At 46.4% G+C, this 26,163-nt stretch carries 28 protein-coding genes and 1 tRNA gene; 17 read left to right on the top strand and 12 right to left on the bottom strand.

What is annotated here, in order from left to right:
* Positions 1-92 precede the first annotated feature (92 nt).
* Positions 93-764, top strand: coding sequence for a type IX secretion system protein PorG (gene porG / locus ACYVJM_RS18940; protein ID WP_461149791.1), 672 nt, complete (start codon positions 93-95; stop codon positions 762-764).
* Between the two features lie 56 nt (positions 765-820).
* Here porG and bshB1 read toward each other — a convergent pair whose 3' ends face one another.
* A complete protein-coding gene (gene bshB1 / locus ACYVJM_RS18935) occupies positions 821-1,540 on the bottom strand; it encodes a bacillithiol biosynthesis deacetylase BshB1 (protein ID WP_461149790.1) in 720 nt (239 codons plus the stop codon).
* A 244-nt stretch (positions 1,541-1,784) separates the two neighbouring features.
* On the opposite strand from bshB1, the gene ACYVJM_RS18930 reads away from it, so the two are divergent.
* A complete protein-coding gene (locus ACYVJM_RS18930; protein WP_461149789.1) occupies positions 1,785-2,792 on the top strand; it encodes a nitrilase-related carbon-nitrogen hydrolase in 1,008 nt (335 codons plus the stop codon).
* On the opposite strand, the gene ACYVJM_RS18925 is transcribed toward ACYVJM_RS18930, so the two are convergent.
* The gene (locus ACYVJM_RS18925) at positions 2,789-3,910 is read right to left on the bottom strand and encodes an AI-2E family transporter (RefSeq protein WP_461149788.1); all 1,122 of its coding nucleotides are present in this window, start codon (positions 3,908-3,910) and stop codon (positions 2,789-2,791) included. The genes ACYVJM_RS18930 and ACYVJM_RS18925 overlap by 4 nt on opposite strands.
* 176 nt (positions 3,911-4,086) lie before the next feature.
* Between ACYVJM_RS18925 and ACYVJM_RS18920 the strand changes: the two genes are divergently transcribed.
* From ACYVJM_RS18920 to ACYVJM_RS18910, 3 genes are all read left to right on the top strand, one after another.
* Positions 4,087-4,644, top strand: coding sequence for an L-threonylcarbamoyladenylate synthase (locus tag ACYVJM_RS18920; RefSeq protein ID WP_461149787.1), 558 nt, complete (start codon positions 4,087-4,089; stop codon positions 4,642-4,644).
* A 78-nt stretch (positions 4,645-4,722) separates the two neighbouring features.
* On the top strand, positions 4,723-6,177 hold the full coding sequence (locus ACYVJM_RS18915) for a CCA tRNA nucleotidyltransferase (RefSeq protein ID WP_461149786.1): 1,455 nt from the start codon (positions 4,723-4,725) through the stop codon (positions 6,175-6,177).
* Between the two features lie 29 nt (positions 6,178-6,206).
* Positions 6,207-6,416, top strand: coding sequence for a hypothetical protein (locus ACYVJM_RS18910; RefSeq protein ID WP_012925281.1), 210 nt, complete (start codon positions 6,207-6,209; stop codon positions 6,414-6,416).
* 46 nt (positions 6,417-6,462) lie between these two features.
* Here ACYVJM_RS18910 and ACYVJM_RS18905 read toward each other — a convergent pair whose 3' ends face one another.
* A complete protein-coding gene (locus ACYVJM_RS18905) occupies positions 6,463-7,254 on the bottom strand; it encodes a M23 family metallopeptidase (RefSeq protein WP_461149968.1) in 792 nt (263 codons plus the stop codon).
* 479 nt (positions 7,255-7,733) lie between these two features.
* On the opposite strand from ACYVJM_RS18905, the gene ACYVJM_RS18900 reads away from it, so the two are divergent.
* The 3 genes from ACYVJM_RS18900 (at position 7,734) to ACYVJM_RS18890 (ending at position 10,939) form a co-directional block, all read left to right on the top strand.
* Entirely contained in the window at positions 7,734-7,925 is a 192-nt protein-coding gene (locus tag ACYVJM_RS18900) for a cold-shock protein (RefSeq protein WP_012925283.1), read from the top strand.
* Positions 7,926-8,118: 193 nt separating this feature from the next.
* Positions 8,119-10,257 (top strand): Tex family protein, encoded by a 2,139-nt coding sequence (locus tag ACYVJM_RS18895; protein ID WP_461149785.1) that lies wholly within the window; start codon positions 8,119-8,121, stop codon positions 10,255-10,257.
* A 67-nt stretch (positions 10,258-10,324) separates the two neighbouring features.
* The gene (locus ACYVJM_RS18890) at positions 10,325-10,939 is read left to right on the top strand and encodes a C40 family peptidase (protein WP_461149784.1); all 615 of its coding nucleotides are present in this window, start codon (positions 10,325-10,327) and stop codon (positions 10,937-10,939) included.
* Positions 10,940-10,997: 58 nt separating this feature from the next.
* Here ACYVJM_RS18890 and ACYVJM_RS18885 read toward each other — a convergent pair whose 3' ends face one another.
* The gene (locus ACYVJM_RS18885; RefSeq protein ID WP_461149783.1) at positions 10,998-11,252 is read right to left on the bottom strand and encodes a GIY-YIG nuclease family protein; all 255 of its coding nucleotides are present in this window, start codon (positions 11,250-11,252) and stop codon (positions 10,998-11,000) included.
* A 170-nt stretch (positions 11,253-11,422) separates the two neighbouring features.
* On the opposite strand from ACYVJM_RS18885, the gene ACYVJM_RS18880 reads away from it, so the two are divergent.
* A tRNA-Ala gene (locus ACYVJM_RS18880) sits at positions 11,423-11,496 on the top strand.
* A gap of 116 nt (positions 11,497-11,612) precedes the next feature.
* Here ACYVJM_RS18880 and ACYVJM_RS18875 read toward each other — a convergent pair.
* Complete coding sequence (locus ACYVJM_RS18875) at positions 11,613-12,110, bottom strand: DUF3299 domain-containing protein (RefSeq protein WP_461149782.1); 498 nt, start codon at positions 12,108-12,110, stop codon at positions 11,613-11,615.
* A 91-nt stretch (positions 12,111-12,201) separates the two neighbouring features.
* Between ACYVJM_RS18875 and ACYVJM_RS18870 the strand changes: the two genes are divergently transcribed.
* The 5 genes from ACYVJM_RS18870 to ACYVJM_RS18850 all read left to right on the top strand — a co-directional run bounded on the left by ACYVJM_RS18870 (position 12,202) and on the right by ACYVJM_RS18850 (position 16,537).
* Complete coding sequence (locus ACYVJM_RS18870; protein WP_461149967.1) at positions 12,202-13,782, top strand: sensor histidine kinase; 1,581 nt, start codon at positions 12,202-12,204, stop codon at positions 13,780-13,782.
* Between the two features lie 4 nt (positions 13,783-13,786).
* Positions 13,787-14,443, top strand: coding sequence for a response regulator transcription factor (locus ACYVJM_RS18865; RefSeq protein WP_461149966.1), 657 nt, complete (start codon positions 13,787-13,789; stop codon positions 14,441-14,443).
* Positions 14,444-14,588: 145 nt separating this feature from the next.
* Positions 14,589-15,224: a peroxiredoxin gene (locus ACYVJM_RS18860; protein ID WP_461149781.1), complete on the top strand. Its 636-nt coding sequence runs from the start codon at positions 14,589-14,591 to the stop codon at positions 15,222-15,224.
* A 180-nt stretch (positions 15,225-15,404) separates the two neighbouring features.
* Positions 15,405-15,650, top strand: coding sequence for a hypothetical protein (locus tag ACYVJM_RS18855; RefSeq protein WP_012925317.1), 246 nt, complete (start codon positions 15,405-15,407; stop codon positions 15,648-15,650).
* A 113-nt stretch (positions 15,651-15,763) separates the two neighbouring features.
* On the top strand, positions 15,764-16,537 hold the full coding sequence (locus tag ACYVJM_RS18850) for a glycoside hydrolase family 25 protein (RefSeq protein ID WP_461149780.1): 774 nt from the start codon (positions 15,764-15,766) through the stop codon (positions 16,535-16,537).
* Between the two features lie 19 nt (positions 16,538-16,556).
* On the opposite strand, the gene ACYVJM_RS18845 is transcribed toward ACYVJM_RS18850, so the two are convergent.
* The 4 genes from ACYVJM_RS18845 to ACYVJM_RS18830 form a co-directional block, all read right to left on the bottom strand.
* Positions 16,557-16,841, bottom strand: a complete 285-nt coding sequence (locus ACYVJM_RS18845) for a putative quinol monooxygenase (RefSeq protein ID WP_461149779.1) — start codon at positions 16,839-16,841, stop codon at positions 16,557-16,559.
* 48 nt (positions 16,842-16,889) lie between these two features.
* Positions 16,890-17,633, bottom strand: coding sequence for a shikimate dehydrogenase family protein (locus ACYVJM_RS18840; RefSeq protein WP_461149778.1), 744 nt, complete (start codon positions 17,631-17,633; stop codon positions 16,890-16,892).
* Positions 17,634-17,707: 74 nt separating this feature from the next.
* The gene (locus tag ACYVJM_RS18835) at positions 17,708-18,349 is read right to left on the bottom strand and encodes a DedA family protein (RefSeq protein WP_461149777.1); all 642 of its coding nucleotides are present in this window, start codon (positions 18,347-18,349) and stop codon (positions 17,708-17,710) included.
* 79 nt (positions 18,350-18,428) lie between these two features.
* Positions 18,429-19,193 carry a phosphosulfolactate synthase gene (locus ACYVJM_RS18830; RefSeq protein ID WP_461149776.1) on the bottom strand — a complete coding sequence of 255 codons (765 nt, stop codon included), beginning with the start codon at positions 19,191-19,193 and terminating at the stop codon, positions 18,429-18,431.
* Positions 19,194-19,322: 129 nt separating this feature from the next.
* Between ACYVJM_RS18830 and ACYVJM_RS18825 the strand changes: the two genes are divergently transcribed.
* The 3 genes from ACYVJM_RS18825 (at position 19,323) to ACYVJM_RS18815 (ending at position 23,592) form a co-directional block, all read left to right on the top strand.
* Positions 19,323-19,778, top strand: coding sequence for a PaaI family thioesterase (locus tag ACYVJM_RS18825; RefSeq protein WP_461149775.1), 456 nt, complete (start codon positions 19,323-19,325; stop codon positions 19,776-19,778).
* A 1,214-nt stretch (positions 19,779-20,992) separates the two neighbouring features.
* The gene (locus tag ACYVJM_RS18820; RefSeq protein ID WP_461149965.1) at positions 20,993-22,993 is read left to right on the top strand and encodes a hypothetical protein; all 2,001 of its coding nucleotides are present in this window, start codon (positions 20,993-20,995) and stop codon (positions 22,991-22,993) included.
* Between the two features lie 137 nt (positions 22,994-23,130).
* Positions 23,131-23,592: a PPC domain-containing DNA-binding protein gene (locus ACYVJM_RS18815; RefSeq protein WP_461149774.1), complete on the top strand. Its 462-nt coding sequence runs from the start codon at positions 23,131-23,133 to the stop codon at positions 23,590-23,592.
* A 51-nt stretch (positions 23,593-23,643) separates the two neighbouring features.
* Here ACYVJM_RS18815 and ACYVJM_RS18810 read toward each other — a convergent pair whose 3' ends face one another.
* The 3 genes from ACYVJM_RS18810 to ACYVJM_RS18800 all read right to left on the bottom strand — a co-directional run bounded on the left by ACYVJM_RS18810 (position 23,644) and on the right by ACYVJM_RS18800 (position 26,125).
* Positions 23,644-24,240 (bottom strand): bifunctional nuclease family protein, encoded by a 597-nt coding sequence (locus ACYVJM_RS18810; RefSeq protein WP_461149773.1) that lies wholly within the window; start codon positions 24,238-24,240, stop codon positions 23,644-23,646.
* 101 nt (positions 24,241-24,341) lie between these two features.
* Positions 24,342-25,304: an electron transfer flavoprotein subunit alpha/FixB family protein gene (locus ACYVJM_RS18805; protein WP_461149772.1), complete on the bottom strand. Its 963-nt coding sequence runs from the start codon at positions 25,302-25,304 to the stop codon at positions 24,342-24,344.
* 83 nt (positions 25,305-25,387) lie between these two features.
* On the bottom strand, positions 25,388-26,125 hold the full coding sequence (locus tag ACYVJM_RS18800; protein ID WP_461149771.1) for an electron transfer flavoprotein subunit beta/FixA family protein: 738 nt from the start codon (positions 26,123-26,125) through the stop codon (positions 25,388-25,390).
* Positions 26,126-26,163: the final 38 nt, after the last annotated feature.

The raw sequence follows: 26,163 nt of genomic DNA, 5'->3' as shown, positions 1-26,163 counted from the left end.
TATAGGGTACGTCGCTTTCTGTGTGCAAATCGGTTCAATTACCTATTTTTCCTGAGAACTGAATATGGCCCGTTGATTGCTTAAACTTATTTATGAATCAATACCATCTAAAGACAGCCCGGCTTCTCATAGCCGGGCTTTTTATCAGCCTGGGAGTACAGGCTCAAAAGATTGAGATTGGGGGTGGGCTGGGCGGTATGCTCTACAAAGGAGATGTGTCTCCGGCGCTAAATCCCCGATTTTACAGACCTGCGGCAAGCTTGTTCTTTCGTTACAACGCTACCCGTTCATTTTCGATCCGGGGTACTGGTTCTCTGGGTGGCTTACGCGGAGAGGACAAGGCCAGTCGGGACCCGTTTCAGCAGGCACGTAATTATTCATTTCGTACCAATCTCAGTGCCGTTGAAATTGATTTCGAATATAATTTTCTGAACTATAAACCACTGCCAAAGGCCAAAAACTGGACACCGTATGTGTTCGGCGGGATTGGCCTCAGCCGGTTTACCAATGCGGTAATAAAAGTTGGGGGAGTCGTTACGTATCCCGTGGGTGTTGGCATCAAATATGAAATTAAGCGGCCCTGGAGTGTAGGTGTAGAATTCGGTACGCGTTTCATGCGAAACGATTACCTCGATGGTTTAGGCGATGCCACATTCGGAAGTGCATTGACCAAAGTGGCACAGGGCAATCCAGCGCTTAAAGATAGTTACACTTATACTGCTTTTACTCTTAGTTACACATTCTACAAAATTGTCTGTCCTTAACGGATATGCGTAAAAAAGGGCTACCCAGAAGTAGCCCGTATAACTGCCCAACGCGTTTAGATCAGGGAAAATAAATTATTTACCCCCAGCATTCTCCGACTGATAAATCCTTCGCCGAACTCTGCACCAATCATGTGACCATGCTCCCGGGAGCGGGACTCCAGAAATTTCATGAAGGGCTCTCCTGAGATGTAGCTTTCCGGCTCGTTACTGGAGGGGTTAAAAAACTGACTTTTGTAAGCCTTGATCGCGGCTATCTTGCCCTGCCAATACGGCGTTATGTCGACAACAAAGTCGGGCTTTAACGAACGGTCCTGTATAAAGCTGTAAATGAACTTCGGTCGGTGGGCTTCCTGTGGCTGCCCATCTTTACCTACCGTTTTTATTTGCCGTAACCCAGCATAGAAACAGGCGTCAATCACAAGTTCCGAAGCCCGACCATGATCGGGGTGGCGGTCGTCGGGCGTATTGGTGATGACAATCTCAGGACGAAATTGACGAATGAGGGGAATGAGGGCGAGCTGGTGTTCTTCATCGTTTCGGAAAAAAGCGTCGCGGAAACCCATATTTTCCCGAGCCGACAACTGCATGATACGTGCTCCCTCGGTGGCTTCCTGCAATCGGATTTCGGGTGTACCACGGGTACCCAGTTCCCCCCGTGTCAGGTCAATGCCAGCTACAGTTTTCCCCTGCTCAATGAGCGAAAGAATGGTGCCGGCGCAACTCATTTCAATATCATCGGGGTGGGCCGCAATGGCCAGTACGTCAACGGTCATGTATATAAAATGAATGTAATGAATGCGGTTATTCCCGTAAAAAGCCCTTGAACGGCAAGTGATACCGTTAGGCCAGGTAGCTCATGCCAAAAGCAAGCGGAGGTGATTCGCTAGCTACCTAGTACTTAAGCAACCAAACCTTCGATTTGTTCCTTACTAATGTCAAAGTCCGGGATTAGCGGTTTTCTCACCGGAAACCCGTTATTTTGACAACCTAACCGTCAGTTTCCTACCCACTTAATCGATGTCTTATAAAGCACTTGCCCTGCAACTAACCTGTCAGACAATAAACTACTGCCAAAGCCGTGAAGAGGCAGAAGCCGTTATGCTTCAAACCATTGAGCGAATTGAACGTCAGATTGCCGCATCGGTTGGGATGCTTGGTCGCGATACGTTGCTGATCGTTGCGCCTGAATTTTTCCTGACCGGACCGCCCATAGATGAAACGGTAGACCAATGGCGAGAAAAAGCGGCTCTGGATATTGATGGTCGTATCTACGAAGCATTAGGGGCCATGGTACAGCGTCAGCAGATTTACTTCTCGGGTAATGTCTACGAACAGGACCCATTTTTTCCTGAAATTTACTTTCAAACCAATTTTATAATTGGCCCCAGCGGTGATGTACTCCTGCGGTACCGGCGACTGAACGCTATGTTTACCCCCACACCGCACGATGTGTGGCAGTTGTATTTAGATGCGTATGGGTACGACTCGCTGTTTCCGGTAGTGAAAACCAACATTGGCAATCTGGCTTGCCTTGCCTCCGAAGATATCCTCTTTCCGGAAGTAGCGCGGTGCCTGGCCATGCGCGGAGCTGAGATTCTCATTCATTCAACAGCTGAAATCAGCAGTCCGCTGCTTACGCAGAAAAATATTGCCAAGCAGGCAAGGGCAATTGAGAACATGGCCTATGTTGTATCCGCTAACTCGGGCGGGATAGTTGGTGGTGTGTTGCCGGGCAATACAACCGATGGAGGGTCCAGAATTATTGATCCCAGAGGTATCGTACTGGCCGAAGCGGCTCATGGAGAGAGTATCGTGGCGAATGCCGATATTGACCTGGCAGCTTTGCGCGAGTTTCGGCAACGTCCTGCCATTGGGAACCTTTTGGCTCGTCAGCGTCCGGAACTGTACACCGAAAGCTACAGCCAGCACTCCTTATTTCCCCCGAACACGCTTTTGAGTCAATCCGCCGATCGCCAGCATTTCATGCGAACACAACAGGAAGTCATCAAGAAGCTGTACAGTTAAGCGCTCACTTCATCGATTTTAGGTTTTCGTCGTCGTCGGGGTAGACGAAATAAGTTGCTGCCCGCTTCTTCAGGGGTTTGATCACCCAGGAGTACACCCCATGGGCGAAGGCTTTCAACACGGTCGAAGATCACTTTCAGGATCGCGATAGCGGGAATGGAGAGAAACATGCCGGAAACGCCCGCCAGCGCTCCTCCTATGAGTACGCCCACGATAGATACAAGCGCGTTGACCTTAACCTTTGAGGCTACAATAAGCGGGACAAGCACGTTGTTATCGATGAACTGTACCACCAGGAAAACAACGACAACACCCAGGATGACTGAAGTTTCCGGATTGTTACTAAAGGTGATGATCACCGTCAGTACTGTCGCTACCAGACCGCCAATGTAGGGCACAAGGTTCAGTATAGCTGCCATAATACCCAGCAGAATGGAGTATTGTACGCCCAGAATGAGTAAGCCGACAGAGTTAAGGGCTGCTACACAGGCTGTCTCGATCAGTAAACCCACCATGTAGCTTTGAATAACTGACTTTACTTCGCCCAATACCTCACGCACTCTTTCGGTATGTTTTTCGGCAAAAAGTACGACGACGAAATGCAGCAGCATTGTTCGATAATAGAGAAGCAAAAAGACGTAAATAGGCACCAGCGTAAGCGTTCCCAGCGGTCCCGTAATGAAACCGAGTGTATCTGGGCTTTGTAGGCTGTCGAGTGTTTGTGCCTGGGCTTTTTTCAGATATTGCTCCTGTTGTCGGTAGCTCACATTGTACTCACGCCGAACCCATCGCTTGGCATCGCTAAAAAAGTCGGCCAGGTTCTGCCGGATTTTAGGCAAGTCATCCGCAAAATCGGAGAGTTGCATCGAAAGGGTTATGGCTACACCAGCCACTATGATAATAGCCAGCAATAGGGCCAGGCTAATCGCAATAACTTTATGCATGCCCAGTCGAATCAGCCTATCCTCCACCGGCCGAAGCAAAACGGCAACTAGTCCCGACATAGCCAGAGGGACCAGGATATCCTGACCCAAATAGATTGCAGTCGTAATAATGGCTAACGAAAGCAGGGAGTGAGAAAACTGATGATAATGAGGACGTAGAGGTTCAGATGTCATGGAAGCACGAATGGTAAGCCAGTGTGTGAATGAATACACGCAACTAAGAATTGTGTTGCATAAAGTCTCAACATTCCATCGTCTATTTTGTTTGTTGGGGGAAAGCCTGACAGCTATCTTCCCAATAACTGACCGTCTTTCACCAAACTTCCTGTATTTTTGCGGTTTGTTTATTTATGACTACGAGCATTCGCGATATCGCATACCAGCTAAGACAGGGGAAACTCATTGCCATTGCCGACGAAACGGGCTGGTCTGTTGTGGCCGATCCCGTCAACGAAGCCGCCGTTGCGGAGTTGTTAACCCTGAAATCGGTTATGCCCGCTGCTCTGCAACCAACGGTTATCATTCAGAATACCGACCAATTGGGGTTATACGTTGCCAAGGTTCCGGATGTGGCATATGATCTGGTTGAATTTGCCGAGAATCCGTTAACCGTCGTTTACGATCAGGGTAAGAATGTTGCCGCATTAATGTGGCAATCGGCAGGTAGTCAGCAAACGGGTCAGCCTATGGGCGAAATAGCTGTTCGGCGGGCGCTAAACATGGAGTTACAACGACTGATCGGTAGTTTTGGGCGAGGACTGTTATCCATTCCTTTGGAATCACTGATACTACCGTCGGCTGCCGAAACGCTCATTGTGGAACGATTTGGAACCCTCCCCGGCATGCCCAAACGGCCGCGCATTATGCGATTGGCCGTTAATGGGGAAGTTAGTTTTATAAGAAAATAAGTCGCGGTCTTTAGTCGATGGTTCGGGAAGGTTCTTTTCCAAACGAATGGCTAATATCTGTCGACCAGCAATCTGTACATGAATTTCAGCGACACCTTATATAAAAATCCGGTTTTTGATGTTATTTCTCAACAGGCGGACAGGCTTGGTTTGCAGACTTACGTCATTGGCGGATTTGTGCGGGACTTAATTTTAGGACGTCCCTCGAAGGATATTGACGTAGTCTGTATTGGGAGCGGTATTTCACTGGCGGAGTCCGTTGGCAAGGCACTAGACGCGCACGTAGTGGTATTCCCGAACTTCGGTACGGCTATGCTGCGGTCCGTGCAGGGTGATGAAGAATGGGAGGTTGAGTTTGTAGGTGCCCGGAAAGAGTCGTACCGAAGCGAATCCCGCAAGCCCATCGTTGAAGATGGTAGTCTGGAAGACGATCAGAATCGTAGGGACTTCACCATCAATGCCATGGGGATAAGCCTCAACAAGAGTAGTTTTGGCGACCTTCTCGACCCGTTTGATGGGCTAAAAGACCTGAAGAAAAAAATAATCCGTACACCCTTAAACCCGGATATTACTTTCTCCGACGACCCCCTGCGGATGATGCGGGCGATTCGCTTTGCCTCGCAATTGACTTTCGATATTGAGCCGGATACGTTCGATGCCATTGTTCGCATGAACGAGCGCATTGACATCGTCTCGCGCGAACGTGTAACCGATGAGTTGAATAAAATTATTCTATCGCCTATTCCTTCCTATGGCTTCAAGCTGCTGTATCATGCAGGCTTACTGGACCGGATTTTTCCTGAACTGGTAGCGCTGAAAGGGGTCGAAACCATCGAAGGGAAAGGCCATAAGGATAATTTTTACCACACACTTCAGGTGCTCGATAACATCGCCAACCGGGCCGATCGGAATCAATATCCTGGCGAAGCTGAAAACGAACTTTGGCTGCGGTGGGCGGCTTTGTTGCACGACATTGCCAAACCTGCTACCAAGCGTTTCGATCAAAAGGTTGGCTGGACATTTCATGGGCACGAAGATCTGGGTGCACGTTGGGTACCCGGCATTTTTCGAACTATGAAACTGCCTCTGAACGAGCATATGCGATTTGTACAGAAACTTGTACGCCTGCACTTACGGCCTATTGCCCTGACCAAGGAGCAAATTACAGACTCGGCGCTGCGCCGGCTTCTGGTCGATGCCGGTGATGACCTGGAAGGACTTATGGCACTTTGCCGGGCTGATATTACCTCAAAGAATTATGAGCGTGTGCAAAAACACCTTCGTAATTTTGATCGGGTTGAGCGGAAGCTGCATGACCTCGAAGAGCGGGATAAACTGCGGAGCTTTCAGCCCGTCATAACGGGGGAGTTAATTATGGAAACGTTTGGCTTGCCCCCGTCGAAGGAGGTTGGCGAAATTAAAACGGTGCTCCGTGAAGCAATTCTGGACGGCGTTGTGCCTAATTCGCTCGGGGCTGCTTATCCTTTTTTACTCGAAGAAGGGCGTAAACGTGGCCTGACACCTGCTAAATAGATGTATAACATAACAGTTAATTTAATCTTATGGAGAATAACAATACCAGCTTTCGGCGCTTCTTTGGTGCATCACTCACCATTCTCGGTGTAGTTGTCGTACTTTTTGCCCTGGTGGCTTTTCTATCCGAGGGGAAGCCTGTCTTGGGCCTTCATGTTTCTAAAGCTGAGTCGGCCGCTCCCTTTATCGTTGGCATGATTTTCCTTGTTACGGGCGTCAATCTCGTACGCGAATCGTAGCCATGCAGGCCGTATCAGCGTGATGTATTACAAAATATATCACACATTATTTTGACTGCTTTGCCGTCAACAGCCATTCGTAGGTATTCATGGGTTGCGGTAAGCCGTCGGGCTTTATTTGCAAGTACATCAGGTGGAGGTGTGTAGGGGAGCGAGTTTTGTAGGCATTAAAACCGCTACGGCCCATTTCGGCGAGTTTCTCACCGGCACTTACCCATTGGCCCGGTGTTACTTCTACCTCGCTATTGTGTGCGTAATAAAATAAGCCGTGTAGGTTGGGGTCATAGACCCATATCCAGTTACCGCCCCGGTATTCAGAGCCGGGTTTCCAGGCCGTTTCAATCGCCAGCACGAGCCCTCGGCTCATGGCTAGAATATCTACCGGTTTGCCCGTCCGATCATCAATGTTATCCTGATTGCGGTCGCTGATGAAAATATCCTGGGCTGGGTGGCTACCGCGTACTGTATAGTCGAACAGATCAAACCCATTGCTCCGGTAACCTTCCCCGTGTGTTCCGCCAATGGCACTGACGCTGTAACCTCGTATCGGAAAGTTGAAATACTGACTTGTCTTGCGCAGGCTATCCCGTTGAATAGAGTCCTGCCTGTAGCTTTCCATGCTGTGGAAACGTGTTTGCAAACCACGCATAATATAGCTAAATTGCTTACGGGCTGAATCAGGCGTGATGCTTTGCTCCCGAATTTGTGTGTACAGGGTCTGAAATTGCTGGCAATATGAATAAATAGTAGGACTAGCGGAGTCGCTACTAACTATCTGCGATGAAGCTACATTAAGCCCCCCGATCAGTAATGCCCCAATAATACCCACTACCCGCATGAATGAAGTTACATCAATGTTCACTCTAGTTGTATCCAATTGAAGCAGTAAAAATAGGGAAAGTAGCGCGACAGCATTGTAAAAATACAGTACAGTGAATAACCTGATTCATTTTTTCGACTACCCTAAGTAGGTAAGTGCCTGTAAATAAGTCCCATATGCCTGATTTTTTTAGACGGGAGATTTACAGTCAGGATTCGCTTAAAGTTGAAAATTTGCTAAAAGAAGGTTAGGTCTTCGGACTTAACGCTCATCGGATAATTTTCTAAGGGGCCGTAAACTTGCTTACAGCACATGTTTGACCGGAAAGCAGGCGAATTGTGGTTATAAACATCCTTGTACGCTTAAGTAGTTATCTTGTATATAAATACACAGAAGATACCGGTGGTAAATTTTTTTTAAAGTATATCGTAAAATCTTACAAATACATTTGGAAATCAAATTTATTGTACCGTCCTTCGCCTAAATTTAAAATAGCAATGCAAACAGGAACTGTAAAATTCTTTAATGAAACCAAAGGGTTTGGTTTTATTAAACCCGATGACGGTGGCGAAGACATTTTTGTACACGCTTCCGGTCTCATCGACCAAATCCGTGAAAACGACAAAGTTAAATTCAATGTCGAACGCGGTAAGAAAGGCTTAAACGCCGTAAACGTCGAAATGGCTTAATCGTAAGATATACCAAGACAACCGTTGTAAAAAACATGCCAATTGGCATGTTTTTTTTTGCCCTGTCGGTTCCGGAAGCCATTTTTGTAGAACCTTTTCGTTTTGCCATGAGCTTGTCCACTATTCATTTTAATTAGGCTCCACGAGCCGAGCCAAGGCTCAGAGCGAAAGGAAAAGGCTACTTCGTTTTAGTATGACCCAATCGATTGACCAACGCGTTGCCGCCCGGCTTAACCTACACCTTAAATCAGTAGCCGCCACTATTGAACTACTCAACGGCGGAGCCACAGTCCCTTTTATTGCCCGCTACCGGAAGGAACAGACCGCATCTAACGGAAACCCTCTTGATGAAGTCCAAATCGGCCAGATTAAGGACACCTGCCAAAAGATTATCGAACTGGATAAACGGCGGGAAGCCGTAATCAAGTCTATTGATGAGCAAGGAAAACTCACACCCGACCTGCGCCGTAAACTGGAAACGACGGACTCGCTTACCGATCTGGAAGATCTTTATCTGCCTTTTCGCCAAAAGCGTAAAACACGTGCTACCATGGCTATTGAGCGTGGTCTGGAGCCACTTGCCAATATAATCCTGGCCCAGCGGGAGGCTTCTCTCGACCGGCTTGTTCAGCGGTACCTTTCCGATGCCGTTGCCACTGCCGCCGATGCTTTGCAGGGTGCCCGTGATATTCTGGCTGAGCACATCAGCGAAAACGTCGACGCTCGACAGCGCATTCGTAATCTTTTTGAGCGAGAGGCTATCATTCGTTCTACCGTCAAAAAAGGCAAAGAAACAGAGGGTGTGAAGTATAGAGACTACTTCGACTTTGCCGAACCCCTCCGCCGGGTGCCCTCTCACCGCTTACTGGCCTTACGCCGGGGGGAAACCGAAGGCTTCCTGTCTGTAAGTATCGGACCTGATGAAGAGGCCGCAATTGAACGGCTCGAACGGCAGTTTGTTGCCGAACGCTCCGGTACGCCTGCTTGTAAGGAGCAGATGGCTCTGGCAATTCGTGATGGATACAAGCGTCTATTGAAGCCTTCGCTCGAAACAGAGTTCGCTAATATGTCGAAAGGGAAAGCGGATCATGAAGCTATTCGGATTTTTGCCGATAACCTGCGCCAGTTATTGCTTAGTGCGCCCCTGGGCCAGAAACGTGTTCTGGCCATAGATCCCGGTTTTCGTACCGGTTGTAAAACGGTTTGCCTCAATGCGCAGGGGAATCTTCTGGCTGACACGGTTTTGTATTTGTCGCATTCGGAAGCCCAGCGGCAACAAGCTATACAAACCGTTCAAAAACTGGTGACTCAACATAAGATTGACGCTATTGCCATTGGTAACGGTACTGCCGGACGTGAAACGGAAGAGTTCATCCAATCCCTTAAACTCGATAAACCCGTTTTTATCGTCAGTGAGCAGGGGGCCTCTATTTATTCGGCCTCCGAGGTAGCACGCGAAGAGTTTCCTGACCATGATGTAACTGTTCGTGGTGCTGTCAGCATTGGCCGGCGATTGATGGACCCACTGGCCGAATTGGTAAAAATCGACCCCAAATCCATCGGTGTAGGCCAATACCAGCACGACGTCGACCAAACAGACTTAAAGACTAGTCTGGATACCGTTGTCGAGAGCTGCGTAAACCAGGTTGGTGTTTCCCTCAATACAGCCAGCGCTTATTTGCTGCGGTATGTGTCTGGTTTAGGGCCGCAACTGGCCGGAAACATCGTGGCTTACCGAGCGGCTAATGGGGCATTTTCTTCCCGCGATCAGCTCAAAAAGGTGCCTCGCTTAGGACCAAAAGCTTTTGAACAGTGCGCGGGATTTTTACGTATCGAAGGGGCTAAGAATCCTTTAGACAATAGTGCGGTTCACCCCGAAAGGTATACCGTTGTGGAGCGAATGGCTGAAGAGGTTGGTAGTCGTGTGGAAGATCTGATCGCCCGGCCGGACTTACGCCAGCAAATAAAAATTGAGAAGTATGTAACGAATGACGTTGGTTTACCAACGCTGCGCGATATTCTGGCGGAGCTTGCCAAGCCCGGTCGCGACCCACGGGAACAGCTTTCGGTCTTTGATTATGATGCCCGTGTTCGAACCGTCGATGATTTACACGAAGGTATGGTATTGCCTGGCGTTGTGACAAACATTACTGCCTTCGGGGCCTTTGTCGACATTGGTGTAAAGCAAGATGGTTTGGTTCATATTTCACAGTTGGCCAATCATTTTGTTTCCGACCCAAATACTGTTGTTAAAGTTTACCAGAAAGTAAGTGTTAAAGTGATGGAGGTCGATAAGGCTCGTAAACGGATTGCATTATCTATGAAAATTTAATAGGTTGCAATAGTCTACTAAATCGTGTCGTTAAACCATAGTTTACCTTGACCCTAACCAATTCTGTATGCAACAACGCTGGTCTCGGGCCATTTTGCGTCCCGTACTGCTGAGTACCTGTTTATTGTCGCTACTTACGGCTTGTAATGCACTCCGCTCCTCTGGCCCGTCCGTTAGCCGTCGCCCATCTTCATCGCGTACCGTTGCCAACCGAACGCCAACGGGTAAAACACCATCCCGTCCCCCGGCTAAATCGGCCGGTAAGGTAGTCGATAGTCGCACCTACGAAAACCGGTACGTACCCGAAGTGGTCAAAATTGCCCGAACCTATACGGGAACGCCCTATCGCTCTGGAGGAAACACGACGGATGGCATTGACTGCTCCGGGCTGGTCTATGCCGTTTTTAACACTGTTGGTTTAAAAATGCCCCGTATTTCCTGGCAGCAGTCGGAAGTGGGGCGCGAAGTGGAAGTTGCCGAGATCTTACCGGGGGATTTAATCTTCTTTGTTCCTGATAAGGGTCAGGCCGGTTATGTATCACATACGGGCATTGTGACTGAAGTAAATGGAGTTCAGAATATCCGTTTTATTCACGCGTCTTCATCGCGGGGTGTTCGGGAGGATAATCTTTATACCGATTACTTTAAAGGGCGGTTTGTGAAGGCACTACGTCCATTTTGATACTGTCTACCAACAAAAAAGCGCTCCTTAAGAGCGCTTTTTTGTTGGTAGACAGTGATTAAACCGTTGGCTGTGTGCTGTTGATGAGTTCTTCCCAATGGGCTCGATCTTTATTCTTTAGCTTCATCTCCAGACTCAATGCCTCATTTCTCGTGTCAAATGACTGGGAGAATCGGACTTCCCAAGGCTTTCCGCCAGCGGTATTCGGATTTGTTTTAGCATTGTGTTGCCACAAGGCTATTTTCAGATCTTTGGCCTGGCCAATAAAATACTGGTCAGTGGTTGGACTATATATAATATATACTGTGTGCATGTGGGTGTCGGAAGTATTACCAAAACTACGCAATTGGTAATACAAAACAAATCTTGTCTAAACGTGGGTAGCCACTTGGCCGAAGATTCAAAAAAAAGCGACTTTCTAGTTGTGAAACGTAGTTTTTTTTCTCACCTTTGCATCCACAAAACGCACAATAGCGGTTTAATGGGGGATTAGCTCAGCTGGCTAGAGCGCTTCCATGGCATGGAAGAGGTCATCGGTTCGACTCCGATATTCTCCACAGTACTTTTTTGAAAGCTGCTTCTAATAAGAGCAGCTTTTCTGTTTCACGGTAATCTAAAAAGCAAACCCCCGGTCATTGGCTGATCGGGGGTTTGTTTTATGCTACTTGATGAACTATTGCTCAAGCATTTCGGCATCAGCCAGAATGTAGTTCAATTCGTAGATATTATCGGCATTCAGTTTGAGCGTGCCACGAAAAGTACGGCGCTCATCCGTTTTGAATTTTTTGCCTGACTTTTTAAATTTCAACGACACGACCGATTCTGGTCCTGCACCGCCACAAAAGAAGCAGGCGCTATATGGAAAGGCCGACAATACATATATGTTCGATTCCAGGTCAACGGGTAGTACATAGCCCGTCAGATCAACAACTTTACCGTTTAACTTCTGGATACCTTGTCCAAATGTTGGATAAAGCATGTAAACAGACTCTTCTGCATACCACTTTTTCTTGAAGGTAACATCGCGGAGAACCTCCCACGAAAGTTTTACCGGTTCAGCAGCCACTGAAGTCGGTATGCCTGGCTTAACCCGGTCTGTAGAGGGCAGTGCCGGACGAAAGGCCGGAGCCACAAGCGATACAAGTAATAAGGCAATTAGTAAACGAGCCATGTTATGGGAAGACTTAAGCGATGAGAAACGATGGTAAAAATACAAAAAAGATTACTTTTACTAACTCATTTTGGCATCGACTACGCTACTCGTGTCTGATACTCGCATCGATAACACAAAAGATGGCTCGGTAATTCCCGTTCGGTTTACCCGCTTGTACTTAACCCTGCTCATCATTCTCGCCGTATTACTAACGGTAGGGCAGGGGCTTACGCAATGGCGGCTCCGTGCCGTGCAGGATGAACTATGGGTGATCCGGTATGCCGCCTTACAGCGGCATCAAAGCCAGCAGATTGTTAAACAGGTTCTTCAAATAGCAGACCCGGGCGAAAAAGAAAACTTTTCTGAAAACGTGACCGCCTTAAGGCAGGTATTTCCCGTTTTTGAGCGGTATCACATACAAGTCCGTAGAGGTGAAGCAGACTATCCGCGAGTGTCGATAAAAAACTCCGATACGGTGCAGCGGCTCTACGAGGGTATTCGACCGGAATTTGAAGCTTTTCGTAAAAGTGCGCATCAATTAATGCGCTTGCAGGATTTCGAGGCCGTAAAGCAACCCGGTATTCAGGCGAGCATAAAATTGATACTGGCGAATGAAAAACCATTCCTGGAGGAAATGGACCATATCGTGCGCGAGTACAATGGAGAGTTGAGAGCTAAGTTAACAACACTTCAGTCGATAGAGTTATATCTCTATATATTTACAGTAGTAGTTCTGATTGGTATAGGTTTCCTGATTTTCAGGCCAGCGGCTAAAAAGCTTCGGCAGACGTTCGCTCAGCTCGTTGAAGCGGAAAGCCAAACGACGGCTGCCAACAAAAAATTGATGAACGCGAATCGATCTTTAAAGGAAACTCGTCAAAAATTATTTGAGGCTACCAAACTTCAATACCAAAAAGAGATTGATGAGCAAAAGCTTAGAACCTCCTATCTGATTGCCGGTCAGGAAGAAGAGCGCAAACGTCTGTCACGCGAACTGCATGATGGACTAGGGCAAATGCTGACGGCTATCAAGCTTCAAATTGAAGGACTTGAAGCTACTTTAGCCAGAACGACTCCCACAGACGCTGCAGGAACGACTCCCCATTCAAAAAATTTAAAGACGTTAAAAACATTGGTTACCCAAACAATTCAGGAAACGAGGACTATCTCTAATAACTTGATGCCCAGCGTTCTTAGCGATTTTGGGGTGATACCGGCTATAAAAATGATTGCCGAACAGGACAGAAGTGAATCGCTGGACGTAACGTTCGAAACCAACTTTGCGCCTGAGATGTCCCGTTTAAATAAAAACGTGGAAATAATGTTGTATCGGGTTACGCAGGAAGCTGTAAGTAATGCTATTCGACACGGTAAACCATCTCATATTCATATTGAGCTGAATGATCGGGGTACGACCCTACAACTGGTTATAGCAGACAACGGGCAAGGCTTTAAAATTCCCCGAAAAAACCCCGAAAATGGTCAATCATCGATAAAAAAATCAGAAATAAATGATGATACTTCCCCTGTTTTAGAACTACGCCCCCCTTCGCAAGGTTTACAAAACATACAGGAACGAACAAAACTGCTTAACGGCAAATTCAAACTCCAATCTGTACTCGGTAAAGGCACCAAAATACAGATAAGTATCCCTTATAAAACGCATTTTGCGCCCCATGACACCTACTAGATTAATGTTGGTGGACGATCACTCAATCGTTCGTGACGGTATTCGACTATTGCTCGAACAAGCCGATGGATTAGAAATTATTGACGAAGCCAATGACGGCGAAGAAGCACTCGACAAACTTAAGGTGCTTCAGCCTGATCCTAGTCTTTTGCCTGACCTGATTTTGATGGATATTTCGCTTCCAGGCATGTCAGGTATTCAAACGACTCAGGTAGTTAGTCGTCTATATAAGAATGTACGGGTGCTTATGCTCTCCATGCATAACAATGAAGACTACATCCTAAAATCGGTAGAGGCTGGAGCCTATGGCTATATTCTGAAGGATTCATCGTCCGATGAAATGATAAAAGCCATTCGTACCATTGCCGCCGGCGAAAAATATTACAGTTCTCCGGTAGCCTCAATTATTTTGAGTGGCTATATGCAGCAACTCAAGAAAGGGGACCGTCATGGTCGGGCCGAGCGGCAATCCAAGCTATCAAATAAAGAGAAAGAAATACTTCAATTTCTGGTCGACGGCATGAGCAGCCGCGAAATTGCCGAAAAACTTCAGCTTAGTGTTCGAACGGTAGATAACCACCGAGCCAACATGATGCGCAGACTGCAAGTGCGCAACGCGGCTGAACTGGTTAGAATGGCTGTTGAAGACAAACTGATTTAAAGTCTGAAGACCCTTATGCAGACTATTGCGAACTCGAAAAATGTTCTTTAGGTTTGCTTATTAAACCGGCCTGAACGCCGGTTTTCCCTTATTAAGGTACTATATTAACCAGATAGACTTTATTGACTAATAAAACCACTCACTTATGTCACTTCGTTTAGGAGATATTGCCCCTGATTTTGAGGCCGACACAACACAAGGCCATATACACTTTCATGAATGGTTAGGTAATTCCTGGGGTATGCTGTTTTCGCACCCAGCCGATTTTACACCTGTTTGCACCACCGAGTTAGGCAGAACTGCGTTACTAAAGGACGAGTTTGGGAAACGTAACGTGAAAGTGATTGCGGTATCGGTTGATGACCTGGAATCCCATAATCGCTGGACGCCCGATATCAAAGACGTGACGGGTTCGGAGGTTAACTTCCCGATCATTGCGGACCCTGACCGCGTTGTAGCTACGCTTTATGACATGATTCACCCCAATGCCAGCGAGAAAGCAACCGTACGCTCTGTGTTTGTCATTGGACCAGACAAAAAAGTCAAACTGACGCTTACTTATCCGGCCTCGACTGGGCGGAATTTCAATGAATTGATCCGGGTGATTGATTCGTTACAGCTAACGGCTGATTATCAGGTTGCTACGCCGGCTGATTGGCAGGAGGGTGACGATGTGATTGTAACGCCGGCTGTAACAAACGATCAACTAGAGTCTAAGTTTCCAAAGGGGGTGACGTTCGTAAAGCCTTACCTACGAACTACACCTCAGCCAAATAAGTAAAAGCTGATAATCCTTACATTAAAAACCCGTTTTGCCTGGTACCAGGCAAAACGGGTTTTTAATGTAAGGATATAACTGGAAGGACTGTTTACTCACAATATTCGACTTACTCGATAGTGATAAAACCTTCCTATTCATTGCTGAGTTAGAAGTATGTTACTAATTCAAACACTTAGCGTTATGGCAAAGCAAAAAAACGACAATCCGGAACACACAGAAGGACCAGTTGCAACAGCGATTGAAGAGCAAACCGCCAAACTACCATCTGATCTGTTTTTATGGGCTGCTTTAGGCTCTATGGGCGTTTCGCTCTATTTGCAATCCACAAATAAGCGGGATCGGAGCTTATTCGTAGGGCAGTGGGCGGCTCCCTTCTTATTACTTGGCCTATACAACAAACTGGTTAAGCTGGAAGGCCACGATTAATTTGTTTAGTTGATAAATAGTCAAAGAAGCCCTCCGCGCAAGTAGAGGGCTTCTTTATGTTCAGGATGTTCACCGCTAAAACTGTATTTTTGAGGTATTAATTAACTAGATGCATGAAAAACCGAGTTCTTTTCAATCTCATTGCTCGACGCTATGGCCTTTGGATTGCAGGAATTCTGTTGGTATTGATCACAATTTGGGTAGTCAAATGGCGTCGGCCGGATAATTTGGACTGGCAATTTATTCAGGCGTTCGGTATTCGGTTACCCATGCGCTATGGTATTCATGGTATCGATGTTTCACGTCATAATGACCGCATTGACTGGGCAAAGGTCCGAAAGATGGAAGCGTATGGCGTTCGGCTACAGTTTGTCTTTATAAAAGCGACAGAGGGGGCCACTTTGGCCGATAAACATTTCAAAAAGAACTGGCGGGAAGCTAAGAAATCAGCTCTTCGGCGGGGAGCTTATCATTTTTACCATCCCACCCGCGATCCGCTTAAGCAAGCCAATAACTTTATTCGAAATGTAGAACTGAGCGAAGGCGATTTTGCCCCGGTCGTCGACTTTGAAGTGGTCAATGGCCAAAGTGACGAAACCATCGTGAATGGATTGCGCTTGTGGCTCCAAACGATCGAAGAACATTATCAGGCTCGGCCAATCATATACACCAATGGCAATCTATATCGACGATACATCAAGGGCAATCTGGATGATTACCCCCTCTGGATCGCCGACTATTCTGCCAGTCATTTACGCAGTTACAACCCGGATAAACTGTACCTCTGGCAACATAATCAGAGTGGATTAGTGCAGGGCATTCGTGGTCAGGTAGACTTTAATGTATTTGTTATGGACGAGAATCGGATGAGTGAGATATGCCTATAAATGCCTCTGAACGAATTAGTTAGACGGTTACTTTTGTCAACTCAGCCGGGCTTGCCAGCCAGTCTTTGGCTTTTTCGCCGAAAGCCTTCATGTGCGGCATCTGGCTGTGTGCCAGCAGACCAGCCTCGTCGTCCCAGCGTTCGTGCATGATAAAGCGTTCCGGGTGCTCGGTGCTTTGGTATAACTCATAAAGCTGGCAGGCTGCTTCCGTTCTTACTTCCTGAACGAGTTCATGCAGGGCATTTTTAAGACGGCTTTCGGCACCAGGCCGAGCGGTTATAGTAGCGAATACTAAAAGAGGCATTTTATTGGATGTTTAGAACTGGGTAAAAAAATCAAGTGATTCACAAAGTTACTCCTGCCAGATTTCCCAGGCTTTTTCGGCCTGAAGTTCGAGCATGCGCAATCCATTATGAACAGCTGCACCATGCTGGCGGCCAAGTCGCATAAAGGTTGTTTCGGCAGGATTGTACACCAGATCATAAAGCATATGTCGTTCGGTTAGCTGGGTATAGGGAATGGCAGGTGCTGCATCGATATGGGGATATGTACCAACTGGGGAGCCGTTAATAATCAATTCGTAATCAGTCAATATTTCCGGGAGGTCATCATAGGTCAGGGTATTGGCTGCTTTCGTACGCGACACATATTGGAAGGAGATACCCAGATCGGTTAAGGCAACCGTTACGGCTTTTGAAGCTCCACCTGTACCCAAAACCAAAGCCTGTAAACCTTCTGTATTGCGCGTGAGGGTAGTAAGCCAGTCGGTCAGTGATTGCCGAAAGCCATAATAATCCGAATTATAGCCTGTTCGCGAGCCATCGGCTTCAAACTTGATAACATTAACCGCCCCAATTTTTTCGGCTGATGGATCTACCCGGTTTAAGTAAGTTAGAACGGCCTGTTTATGCGGAATAGTAACGTTTAAGCCCCGTAGACCGGGTGTGGCAAGCAAATCAGGTAAAGCCGAAATATCCGGCATTTCGAATAGCTCATACTGGCTGTCTAAAATATTTTCACGGATAAACTTTTCAGTGAAGTACCGTTTTGAAAAGGAGTGCGTGAGTGGAAAGCCGATCAGGCCGTAACGATTCATGGGAATTGATTTAAAAAGACTATGCCACCGCAAAAGCAATGGCATAGCTGAATAAAGGACAGTAAAGCGGAATCTTACCGCATTTTTTTCTTAACGAACTCGAAAATAATCGGGAGTATGGATAGGCCAACAATGCCAAATACGACTAATTCAAAGTTCTTCTGAACTACGGGAAAGTTGCCAAAGAAATAACCCAACAACGAGATGCTGGTTACCCACAGAATGGCCCCAATGACACAGAATTTGATGTACGTACTGTAACTCATGCTACCGGCACCGGCAACAAAAGGAGCAATTGTGCGCACGATGGGAATAAATCGGGCTATAATGACAGTGCGTCCGCCATATTTGGCATAAAACTTCTCCGTTTCAGCAATGTATTCCCGCTTGAAGAATAAAATTCGCTCGCGGGACTTAATTCTCGTTCCTAAGAATTTACCCACAAAGTAATTGACATTGTCTCCCAGAAGAGCAGCTACGATGAGAAGTGGGATAATAACCCAAACGCTAAGTTCATTGGTGGGGCGAGCCGCCAGCGCACCGGCGGCAAACAACAGCGAATCGCCGGGTAGCAACGGCATAAAAATAAGGCCCGTCTCCGTAAAGATGATCAGGAAGAGAATGGCGTATAGCAACACGCCATATTCGTTTGCCCACAAATCGAGATAACGGTCGAGATGAAGCAAAAAATCAAGTAACGATTTTATAATGTCCATGTAAAAGGAGTTGTGAGCTAACATCCAGACGTGCCGTAGCGAGCAGATGAATGCAATTCGCTGGCTTGAGTCAAGGTGGTTATTCCTTATCTAAAAAATGAGAAAAGGTATCTCCACGAAGCCCTAACCGGATCGTTTCCAGAGGGATCACTTCATGAGGGGCAATGTTCCCGAGGTTGACATTGGCACCAAGGAGCTTGACGAACCAAACCTGCTGCTCTTTCTGTGGGGCCTCCCATAGGATGCTCTCAAAAGGCACTTGGGTCAAAATTTCTTCGACCAGACCTTGGCGAACTTCACCGCTGGATCGGAATAAACCAACTGTACCACCTTCACGGGCTTCGCCAATAACTTTCCAAGCTCCTGCCTCAAGTTCGGCTTTCATCAGTTGGATCCATTTGTATGGAGGTATGATCTTTGCTTCATCTTTTGACCCCACCTCCGATAAAACAGTGACCTGAGTGGCTAGTTTGCGGATGTATTCGCACTTATCATCCTGAGTCATGTCAATCGACCCATCAGATACCTCAGCATAATTCATCTCATACCGATCCAGTAGCTTTCGGTATTCATCGAATTGCTTTCGTACCACAAAAGCTTCGAATAATGTCCCGCCAAAATAGACAGGGATACCGGCTTCCCGGTAAATAGCCAGCTTTTCTTTGAGTTTAGGTGTAACGAATGAAGTTGCCCAACCTAACTTAACGATATCTGTATGATCAGCAGAGACAGATAGAAAATCCTCTACTTCCCGAAGGCTTAACCCTTTATCCATAACCATTGTCAAACCACTTTGACGGGGTTTCAGGGCTCGTTCGGGTATTTGCGTAAGCGTATAATTCATGTGACGTATTTTCGTAGGCGCATTAAAAACGCCCAAAAGTAGTACAACTCTTGAAAAACTCCCAATAAAGTACAGATATTATAGCACCTTTCGGACGTTTGACTTAGTTAAATGCTATTTTTGCCTATTATGAACGAAATTACAAACCCTCGTTTGGAGTTCTTTCGCTCCAAAATTGGAGAAAGTATGAACGATAGCCCATCACCCTTAGGCAAGTGGTTGAACGGCAGGATCAAAGCAGCAGACTATGGCCGGTTAGTAGCCGACTTTGAAGTACGTGAAGAGATGACGAATCCGGCAGGTGTGCTGCATGGGGGCGCTGCATCGGCTATTCTGGATGATCTGATAGGGGCTATGGTTTATTCCCTTGGCCGCGAGTATGCTTACACATCAATCAATTTAACTGTTGACTTTCTTCATGCTGCTCGTCTGGGAGATATTGTTACTGCAACTGCTGCATTGATCCGGGCAGGAAAAAATATAATCCATTGTGAGGGGCAAATTGTAGCATTTAGCGGTAAGATTATCGCTAAATGTGCTACTAATCTGATTCAAACATCTATCAGAGTAGGAATCAACGAGTAGAAGGGCGTTCGAACTTGTCAAACGTAATTACATTTCTAGCGAATCCGGACCGTTAATACCACGCTTGTATATAGATGGCAAAGGCGGATGGAAGGTGTTCTGACCGCATCTTCCGGACGATACTACTGCTTGCGTTCACAACTAGTTTGACGTAACGTCTGAATTAAAAACTTTTCTATTTTAAGATAAATAATTGATTGAGTGGTTCTAAAAAATCTTTTTAAAGTAACTGACTTAAGCTTTGATTAAAACCGGAAGAGAGATTCCTAAGGGTTTTGCTCACTATACAGAGTATTTGTACCATCATCATCATGTAATTGTCTTTGAGTTAAAGGATGGAAAGTAGTTCAAGGTAAATATATATACTAATGTACTTGCCTTTAGAGGTCCATAGCTCGTGTAGTCTCAAAACAGGTTTAACTATTTTACAAAACTTGTCAGAACGAAAACCAGTAACTTTCAGACTCAGGACAAAGACGGCTATGGTTTTTTAATTAAGAATTGCAGACTGACCCGTCTGAATATTGCCTGGTAGAATTACGATAATAGTAGTAATCGGAGAAGAAATAATAAAATGTCATGGTTTTGGCCTTTGTTTCAGACCATATGTAAGAATTGTTTTTTTATCCTAGTATTCTTCCTATTATTGACAAACAATAAAAAGTTCAGCAGTTTTTGAACACAATGTCAACGAATGAGTAATATTGTGGTAAAGTAAACTGATTTTGGATTGTTGAGCCTAAACACCCGATTTAATAGCGTTATGAGTCAATTTACTATTTATTACGTGGTAGCAGCTTTTGAAAAAAAAGTCGAATGGTGAATTGATTTTTGCAATTCAGTCTTAACATTGCAGAAAAAAGGTGGATTGTTGGGACATTAACTGATTTTGTTCAGCGAATGACCTATATGGCCGGTCAAATTTGTTGACCTCAAGCTAAGGATAATGGCGTTTTTCAGATAGCCTGATGAAAAAAAGTTACTTCTGAAAAACATTTGTGTCGGAAGTTAGTCATAGATGTGATTATAAATTATTTAACATCACTCACAATGACTGATTTTCAGAACAAGACTTAAAAATCCACTGGGCTGGTGGATTGGCCGTTGCCTAAATTTCCATAGCCATATTTGGAAGATTAAAAGTTTAGTCGGAAACATTGCGTCAAATTAACCCAATAAATATGCGAACATTTATCCAACAACACCCCATGAGGATGCTGGCTGGACTCGTGTTGCTAAGTTTTGCAATACCTTCTGTTAGCCTTGCTCAACAGGCTGACACAGTCCGGGTTCAACCCGCAACAGTAAGTCCATCAACAACTGCCCCCAGGGGCAACTACGAGCGCGAGAAGATCTATCGCCTTGGTAAAGGTGTTTACACCGATACTCTCAAACGAAGCGACTTCAAAGCGCAGGCTAGTGATGTTGCTGAGCTAGACGACTGCGATACAACCTTTCAAACGTTTATCTTAGTACGGCGTCAATCTCCCTGGCGGGTAGGTCTTTTTGCAGGGCCTAATTTTGCCTATTGTGGTACATGGGAGAATACTTTTGGCCCTAACAAGCGTGATAAAACGCTTTATAACGGTGCTGGTTTCAACCTTACGGCTAACATAGATTACTTTTTGACCCCAGCTACCCGTCGACTCCGTTTTGGTATCGGTGCAGCTTTTGGGTATCAAAACTATATTACCCGGAGTGTTTATCGGGACTACTTGTACGGCCTGGCTAACGCACGGGGCTTTACGAATGATCAGGTAACCATTCGTCAGCGGGCATCGGAAGATATGTTCCTAACGGTTGGACCTGTTCTCACCTTTACGCTGGCACGCAGCCGTCGCAATCCAGACGCAACGACTTTCATCGAGTTAGGTGCTCGTGGTGGTCTATTCCGTACAGAAGCGGCAACGATCACCGCGTTCACTCCGTCGACAATTACACTGCCAAACGGTGTTCCTTCATTTGTTGAAGGCGGTGGCTTGATCCGGTCGGTTAACCCAAGTTCGCGTCTTTATCATTTAGGTGCGTTAGGGTCTGCTGCTATCTTCTTCCCATTGCGTAACAACTGGAATATCGGTATTCAGGGACAAGGATTTATCACTCAGCTGAATTACCTGATTATCAATGGTGTTGATGACCAGCTGTATGAATTTAAGCGTAAACACGGTGGGTTCAGTGCAGGTATTGCGCTTCGGAAAGGGTTCGTTCAAAAGAAACTTATTCCTAAGGCTCCTGTTACCTGCCCAACTTGTGAGCAGATTCCTGAGTTAAGCGTTCAGTTTAACGGTGCTTCGCTTAAAGGTGCTTCGTTGTCTTTCGTTGATAGTACAAACGCTCAACAGTCGGCTCCGGTTAACACCGCTGCTACGGCTCCAGTAATTAGCTGGCGTAGTACGACCCCAAATCCGAAGAACGAAACGTTCACGGCTCGTTTGTATTACCGCGCAGATTCAGTAGTTGCCGGTGCAACAGATCAAGTGATTGCTCAGGTAGAGAACACAACGGATCTGTCGCTGCCATTCCCAACCAGCTATTTCTCAGGTGGTCAAATCACACCAGGTTTCTACTATGTTACTGTTCACAATAAGCAAGTAGCTAAGTGCGGTACCTGTATGAGTGAAGTTGCTACAACGAGTTTCGCGAGCATCCGCCCACGGCCTTCGATTGTTGAAACGAAATTCCGTCACAAGCTGGAGCGTCTTGAAGTATACTATCGTACGCCATACACCCGTGAAGTGGCCAACGTTTGTTATTGTAATGGTACCGTTACTTCAGTTGGAGACACCGTTACGCGTCTTCGCTATCGCGGTCTAAACCGTGCATTGGCAAACAGTACGGTTGAGTTCGATACGAATACGGTAATTCTTAACCTGAGTGAATTGCCAGGTAGCCTGGCTCAACAGCTCCAGGCAGAGAAAGCTAAGATCGAAAGTGGCAACGCCATTCGTTTCAAAGGTCGTCGTGTTCGTCCGCAGGTTCAATACTTCCGCGCAGTATTCACTGTTACGAAATTGCCTGCTAACGGGCAGCCTGAGCAACCAGTTGGTAGCTTCAACACAACGATCAGCGATAACACCTACTCGATCACTGATCTGAAGCCATTGACAGATGATCAGAAGGCTAAGTTATTAGCACCACCAGCACCTAGAAAAGCAACACGCGGTCGGGCTGGTAACAGCGGTCGTCGTTCAACTGGCGTATTTGGTGTTGAGTAATCAGTAATGAACATAAAAAAACCGGGGGCCAACGCTCCCGGTTTTTTTATGTCAAATATGTCGTATACAGCGATAAAAGGCTAATGAGTAACCTTCAGAAGATACTGTTGCTAATTCTTTTTCAACTCGTTATTGTTATGTCTGATGCCAAATCACAGCCAGTGACCAGTTATGCCCCTGTAGCGTCAGCTACTATGCAGACCTACTCGATACGACTAAAGCCGGGGCAGGATTTAAAGAAAGCGCTGGAAGCTATTGTTCAGCAAGAGCGAATCGGGGCAGGTGCTGTGCTGACCTGTGTGGGGAGCTTGACAGATGTAACACTGCGACTAGCCAATCAGGACAATGCCAGTGAATGGAAAGGGCATTTTGAGATAGTTTCTCTGGTGGGTACGCTCTCCATGACGGGTAGCCATATTCACCTGTCAGTTTCCGACTCAACAGGGCGTACAATTGGCGGGCATTTACTGGATGGGTGTAAAGTGTACACCACCGCCGAGTTAGTAATTGGTACGTTTCCTGATCTCAATTATACACGGGAGCCTGATCCAACATTCGGTTATCGGGAGTTGGTCATTCGAAAACAGAAAAGAAAATAGCAAAATAGCCATCCCTATAAGGATGGCTATTTTGCTAATAGACTAATTAAATTAATTACGCTTACTCATTTCATCACGAATCTTTGCCGCCCGTTCGTACTCCTCGTTACCAAGGGCTTCTTCGAGCATGCGTTGTAACTCTTCAGACGTTGCATTTTTGAGCTGATCGCCGAATGATCGTGTTGATGGACGGCTCGATGACCGAACTAACTCTTCCTGTTCTTCCTCTTCATCTGTACCGCTGGCCGTGATACCTGCTTCAGATAAAATAGATTCATTAGTATAGATCGGAACATCGAAGCGAATGCCAATAGCGATGGCATCAGATGGCCGAGCATCAATGACCGATTCGCGAACGCCATCAAAACAAACGATTTTAGCAAAGAAAATACCTTCGCGCAGATCGGAGATCATGATTTCACGGACCGTAAATTTGAATTGTTCTGCAAATTGCTTGAACAAGTCATGGGTCATTGGCCTGTTTGGCACAATCTTTTCTATTTCGATAGCAATGGCCTGCGCTTCGAACATGCCAATGATGATCGGCAACCGGCGGTTGCCATATTCCTCTCCTAATACCAACGCAAACGAGCCTGATTGCGACTGGCTGGGCGAAAGTCCTAGTATTTCCAGCTTAATCTTATCCACGATGCGAAATTAACAAAAAGTCGTAAGTCATAAAGCCTTAAGTTGTAAGTAAAAATAGGAAGTCTATCATACGTACGTATTCTGACTCTATGACTTCTGAACTATAGGGCCTGCACTGCCTTGGTCAGGCGGGGCAGTACGTCGAAAACATCACCAACAATGCCGTAATCTGCCGACTTGAAAAATGGTGCATCAGCGTCCTTATTAATAACAACAATCACCTTCGATGAGTTTACGCCCGCTAAGTGTTGAATAGCTCCTGAAATACCACAGGCAATGTATAAATTAGGACTGATCTTTAATCCTGTTTGCCCTACGTGTTCGGAGTGAGGGCGCCAGTCGAGGTCCGATACCGGCTTTGAGCAGGCCGTTGCCGCATGAAGCGCTTTCGCTAAATCTTCAACAATACTCCAGTTTTCGGGACCTTTTAAGCCACGCCCAGCCGATACAACGAAATCAGCTTCCGGTAGCAGAATATCTCCCGACGATTTTTCAGTGTTTTTAACTGAAATGACGAAGTCGGCCTCATTGAGGGCGGGGGTAAACACTTCGACCGGGGCTGATGCATCTTTCTCTTCCGGCGTAATGGTGTTCTTTTTGATCGCCAGAATTTTGATGTCCGCTTTTAGGTCATTAAAGGCAAAAGCTTTACCCGTATAAATGCTGCTTTTAACAACAAATCCATTCGAGACATTGGGTAATTCGACGACATTGGCTGCTAAACCCGCTTTCAGTTTACCCGCCAAACGGGCTGTCATAGCGTCGGCTAGGGATGATTTAGCCAGAACAATAACCTTACTGCCTTCCTGCTGCGCTGCCGTTGCTACAACGGTAGCGTAGGCCATACCGTTAGGTTCGTTTAGTTTGGCATCTGCCGCATGAAGTACTTTCGTAGCGCCAAATCTACCGGCAGAGGCCAGTTCGGTATCGTTTGCTGCGCCAATAATGATGGCCGTTGCTGACGTACCTGTCATTTCGGCCACTTTGGCGCCGTAATAAATAGCTTCCTGAGAGGACTTCTTTAATTTACCTTCGTCTAATTCAGCAAATATGAGGACTGACATAATAATATGTTCGGTTTAGGGCTTTCAGACTCCGGCTCCTTAGTCAGGCCGAGATAGTGTAGTGTACTGAAAGCCAGAAGTTATTAAATGACTTTTGCTTCGGTGTGCAGGAGTTGAATGAGTGTTTCGGCTGCATCAGCAGGAATCATTTTCACCGCACCCCGTGGAGCAGGTAACTCATAACTGGCAACTGCGCTCAACTTATCAGTTCCAGTTGGTTCTACAACCTTGAGCGGCTTTGTTCGGGCGGTCATGATTCCCCGCATGTTCGGGATTTTCCACTCGGCAATGGGTTCCTGACAGCCGAGTACTAACGGTAATTTGGCTTCCAGACTCTCTTTACCCCCTTCAATCTCACGGGTGATTTTAGCTGTGTCACCATCCAGGTCGAGCAGCATAACCGGTGAAATGGACGGAATACCAAGCATTTCTCCTACAATGCCGTGTACTTGTCCGCCATTGTAATCGATGGATTCACGACCCATAAGAATCAAGTCGTAGCTATTTTCTTTGGCGATGGCGGCAATTTGCTCAGCTACAAAGTAAGCATCGGTGGGTTCTGCATTCACGCGAATGGCATCGTCTGCACCAATGGCGAGGCATTTACGAATGACAGGTTCGGAATCCGCTTCGCCTACGTTGAGGACTGTGATGGTGGCACCTGTTTTTTCTTTCAGTTCAACCGCCCGCGCCAATGCATAATCGTCGTAAGGCCCAGTAATGAAGGTTACACCAGCTTTATTTAATTTGGTGTTGTTATCCGTGAAAGTAATTTTGGTGGTGGTGTCGGGCACACTCGTCACACACACTAAAATTTTCATACTTGTTGGGGTTTTGTAGTTGATGTTGGGGGGGTAAC

This window comes from Spirosoma pulveris (assembly GCF_054781875.1).
The sequence above is the reverse complement of the archived record's forward strand: the minus strand, read 5'-3'. Positions and strand labels throughout refer to the sequence as shown.

Bases quoted from the DNA above. Each gene is read 5' to 3' on its own strand.
- porG (WP_461149791.1), top strand. From the start codon at position 93: ATGAATCAATACCATCTAAAGACAGCCCGGCTTCTCATAGCCGGGCTT.
- bshB1 (WP_461149790.1), bottom strand. From the start codon at position 1,540: ATGACCGTTGACGTACTGGCCATTGCGGCCCACCCCGATGATATTGAA.
- ACYVJM_RS18930 (WP_461149789.1), top strand. From the start codon at position 1,785: ATGTCTTATAAAGCACTTGCCCTGCAACTAACCTGTCAGACAATAAAC.
- ACYVJM_RS18925 (WP_461149788.1), bottom strand. From the start codon at position 3,910: ATGACATCTGAACCTCTACGTCCTCATTATCATCAGTTTTCTCACTCC.
- ACYVJM_RS18920 (WP_461149787.1), top strand. From the start codon at position 4,087: ATGACTACGAGCATTCGCGATATCGCATACCAGCTAAGACAGGGGAAA.
- ACYVJM_RS18915 (WP_461149786.1), top strand. From the start codon at position 4,723: ATGAATTTCAGCGACACCTTATATAAAAATCCGGTTTTTGATGTTATT.
- ACYVJM_RS18910 (WP_012925281.1), top strand. From the start codon at position 6,207: ATGGAGAATAACAATACCAGCTTTCGGCGCTTCTTTGGTGCATCACTC.
- ACYVJM_RS18905 (WP_461149968.1), bottom strand. From the start codon at position 7,254: ATGCGGGTAGTGGGTATTATTGGGGCATTACTGATCGGGGGGCTTAAT.
- ACYVJM_RS18900 (WP_012925283.1), top strand. From the start codon at position 7,734: ATGCAAACAGGAACTGTAAAATTCTTTAATGAAACCAAAGGGTTTGGT.
- ACYVJM_RS18895 (WP_461149785.1), top strand. From the start codon at position 8,119: ATGACCCAATCGATTGACCAACGCGTTGCCGCCCGGCTTAACCTACAC.
- ACYVJM_RS18890 (WP_461149784.1), top strand. From the start codon at position 10,325: ATGCAACAACGCTGGTCTCGGGCCATTTTGCGTCCCGTACTGCTGAGT.
- ACYVJM_RS18885 (WP_461149783.1), bottom strand. From the start codon at position 11,252: ATGCACACAGTATATATTATATATAGTCCAACCACTGACCAGTATTTT.
- ACYVJM_RS18875 (WP_461149782.1), bottom strand. From the start codon at position 12,110: ATGGCTCGTTTACTAATTGCCTTATTACTTGTATCGCTTGTGGCTCCG.
- ACYVJM_RS18865 (WP_461149966.1), top strand. From the start codon at position 13,787: ATGTTGGTGGACGATCACTCAATCGTTCGTGACGGTATTCGACTATTG.
- ACYVJM_RS18860 (WP_461149781.1), top strand. From the start codon at position 14,589: ATGTCACTTCGTTTAGGAGATATTGCCCCTGATTTTGAGGCCGACACA.
- ACYVJM_RS18855 (WP_012925317.1), top strand. From the start codon at position 15,405: ATGGCAAAGCAAAAAAACGACAATCCGGAACACACAGAAGGACCAGTT.
- ACYVJM_RS18850 (WP_461149780.1), top strand. From the start codon at position 15,764: ATGAAAAACCGAGTTCTTTTCAATCTCATTGCTCGACGCTATGGCCTT.
- ACYVJM_RS18845 (WP_461149779.1), bottom strand. From the start codon at position 16,841: ATGCCTCTTTTAGTATTCGCTACTATAACCGCTCGGCCTGGTGCCGAA.
- ACYVJM_RS18840 (WP_461149778.1), bottom strand. From the start codon at position 17,633: ATGAATCGTTACGGCCTGATCGGCTTTCCACTCACGCACTCCTTTTCA.
- ACYVJM_RS18835 (WP_461149777.1), bottom strand. From the start codon at position 18,349: ATGGACATTATAAAATCGTTACTTGATTTTTTGCTTCATCTCGACCGT.
- ACYVJM_RS18830 (WP_461149776.1), bottom strand. From the start codon at position 19,193: ATGAATTATACGCTTACGCAAATACCCGAACGAGCCCTGAAACCCCGT.
- ACYVJM_RS18825 (WP_461149775.1), top strand. From the start codon at position 19,323: ATGAACGAAATTACAAACCCTCGTTTGGAGTTCTTTCGCTCCAAAATT.
- ACYVJM_RS18820 (WP_461149965.1), top strand. From the start codon at position 20,993: ATGCTGGCTGGACTCGTGTTGCTAAGTTTTGCAATACCTTCTGTTAGC.
- ACYVJM_RS18815 (WP_461149774.1), top strand. From the start codon at position 23,131: ATGTCTGATGCCAAATCACAGCCAGTGACCAGTTATGCCCCTGTAGCG.
- ACYVJM_RS18805 (WP_461149772.1), bottom strand. From the start codon at position 25,304: ATGTCAGTCCTCATATTTGCTGAATTAGACGAAGGTAAATTAAAGAAG.
- ACYVJM_RS18800 (WP_461149771.1), bottom strand. From the start codon at position 26,125: ATGAAAATTTTAGTGTGTGTGACGAGTGTGCCCGACACCACCACCAAA.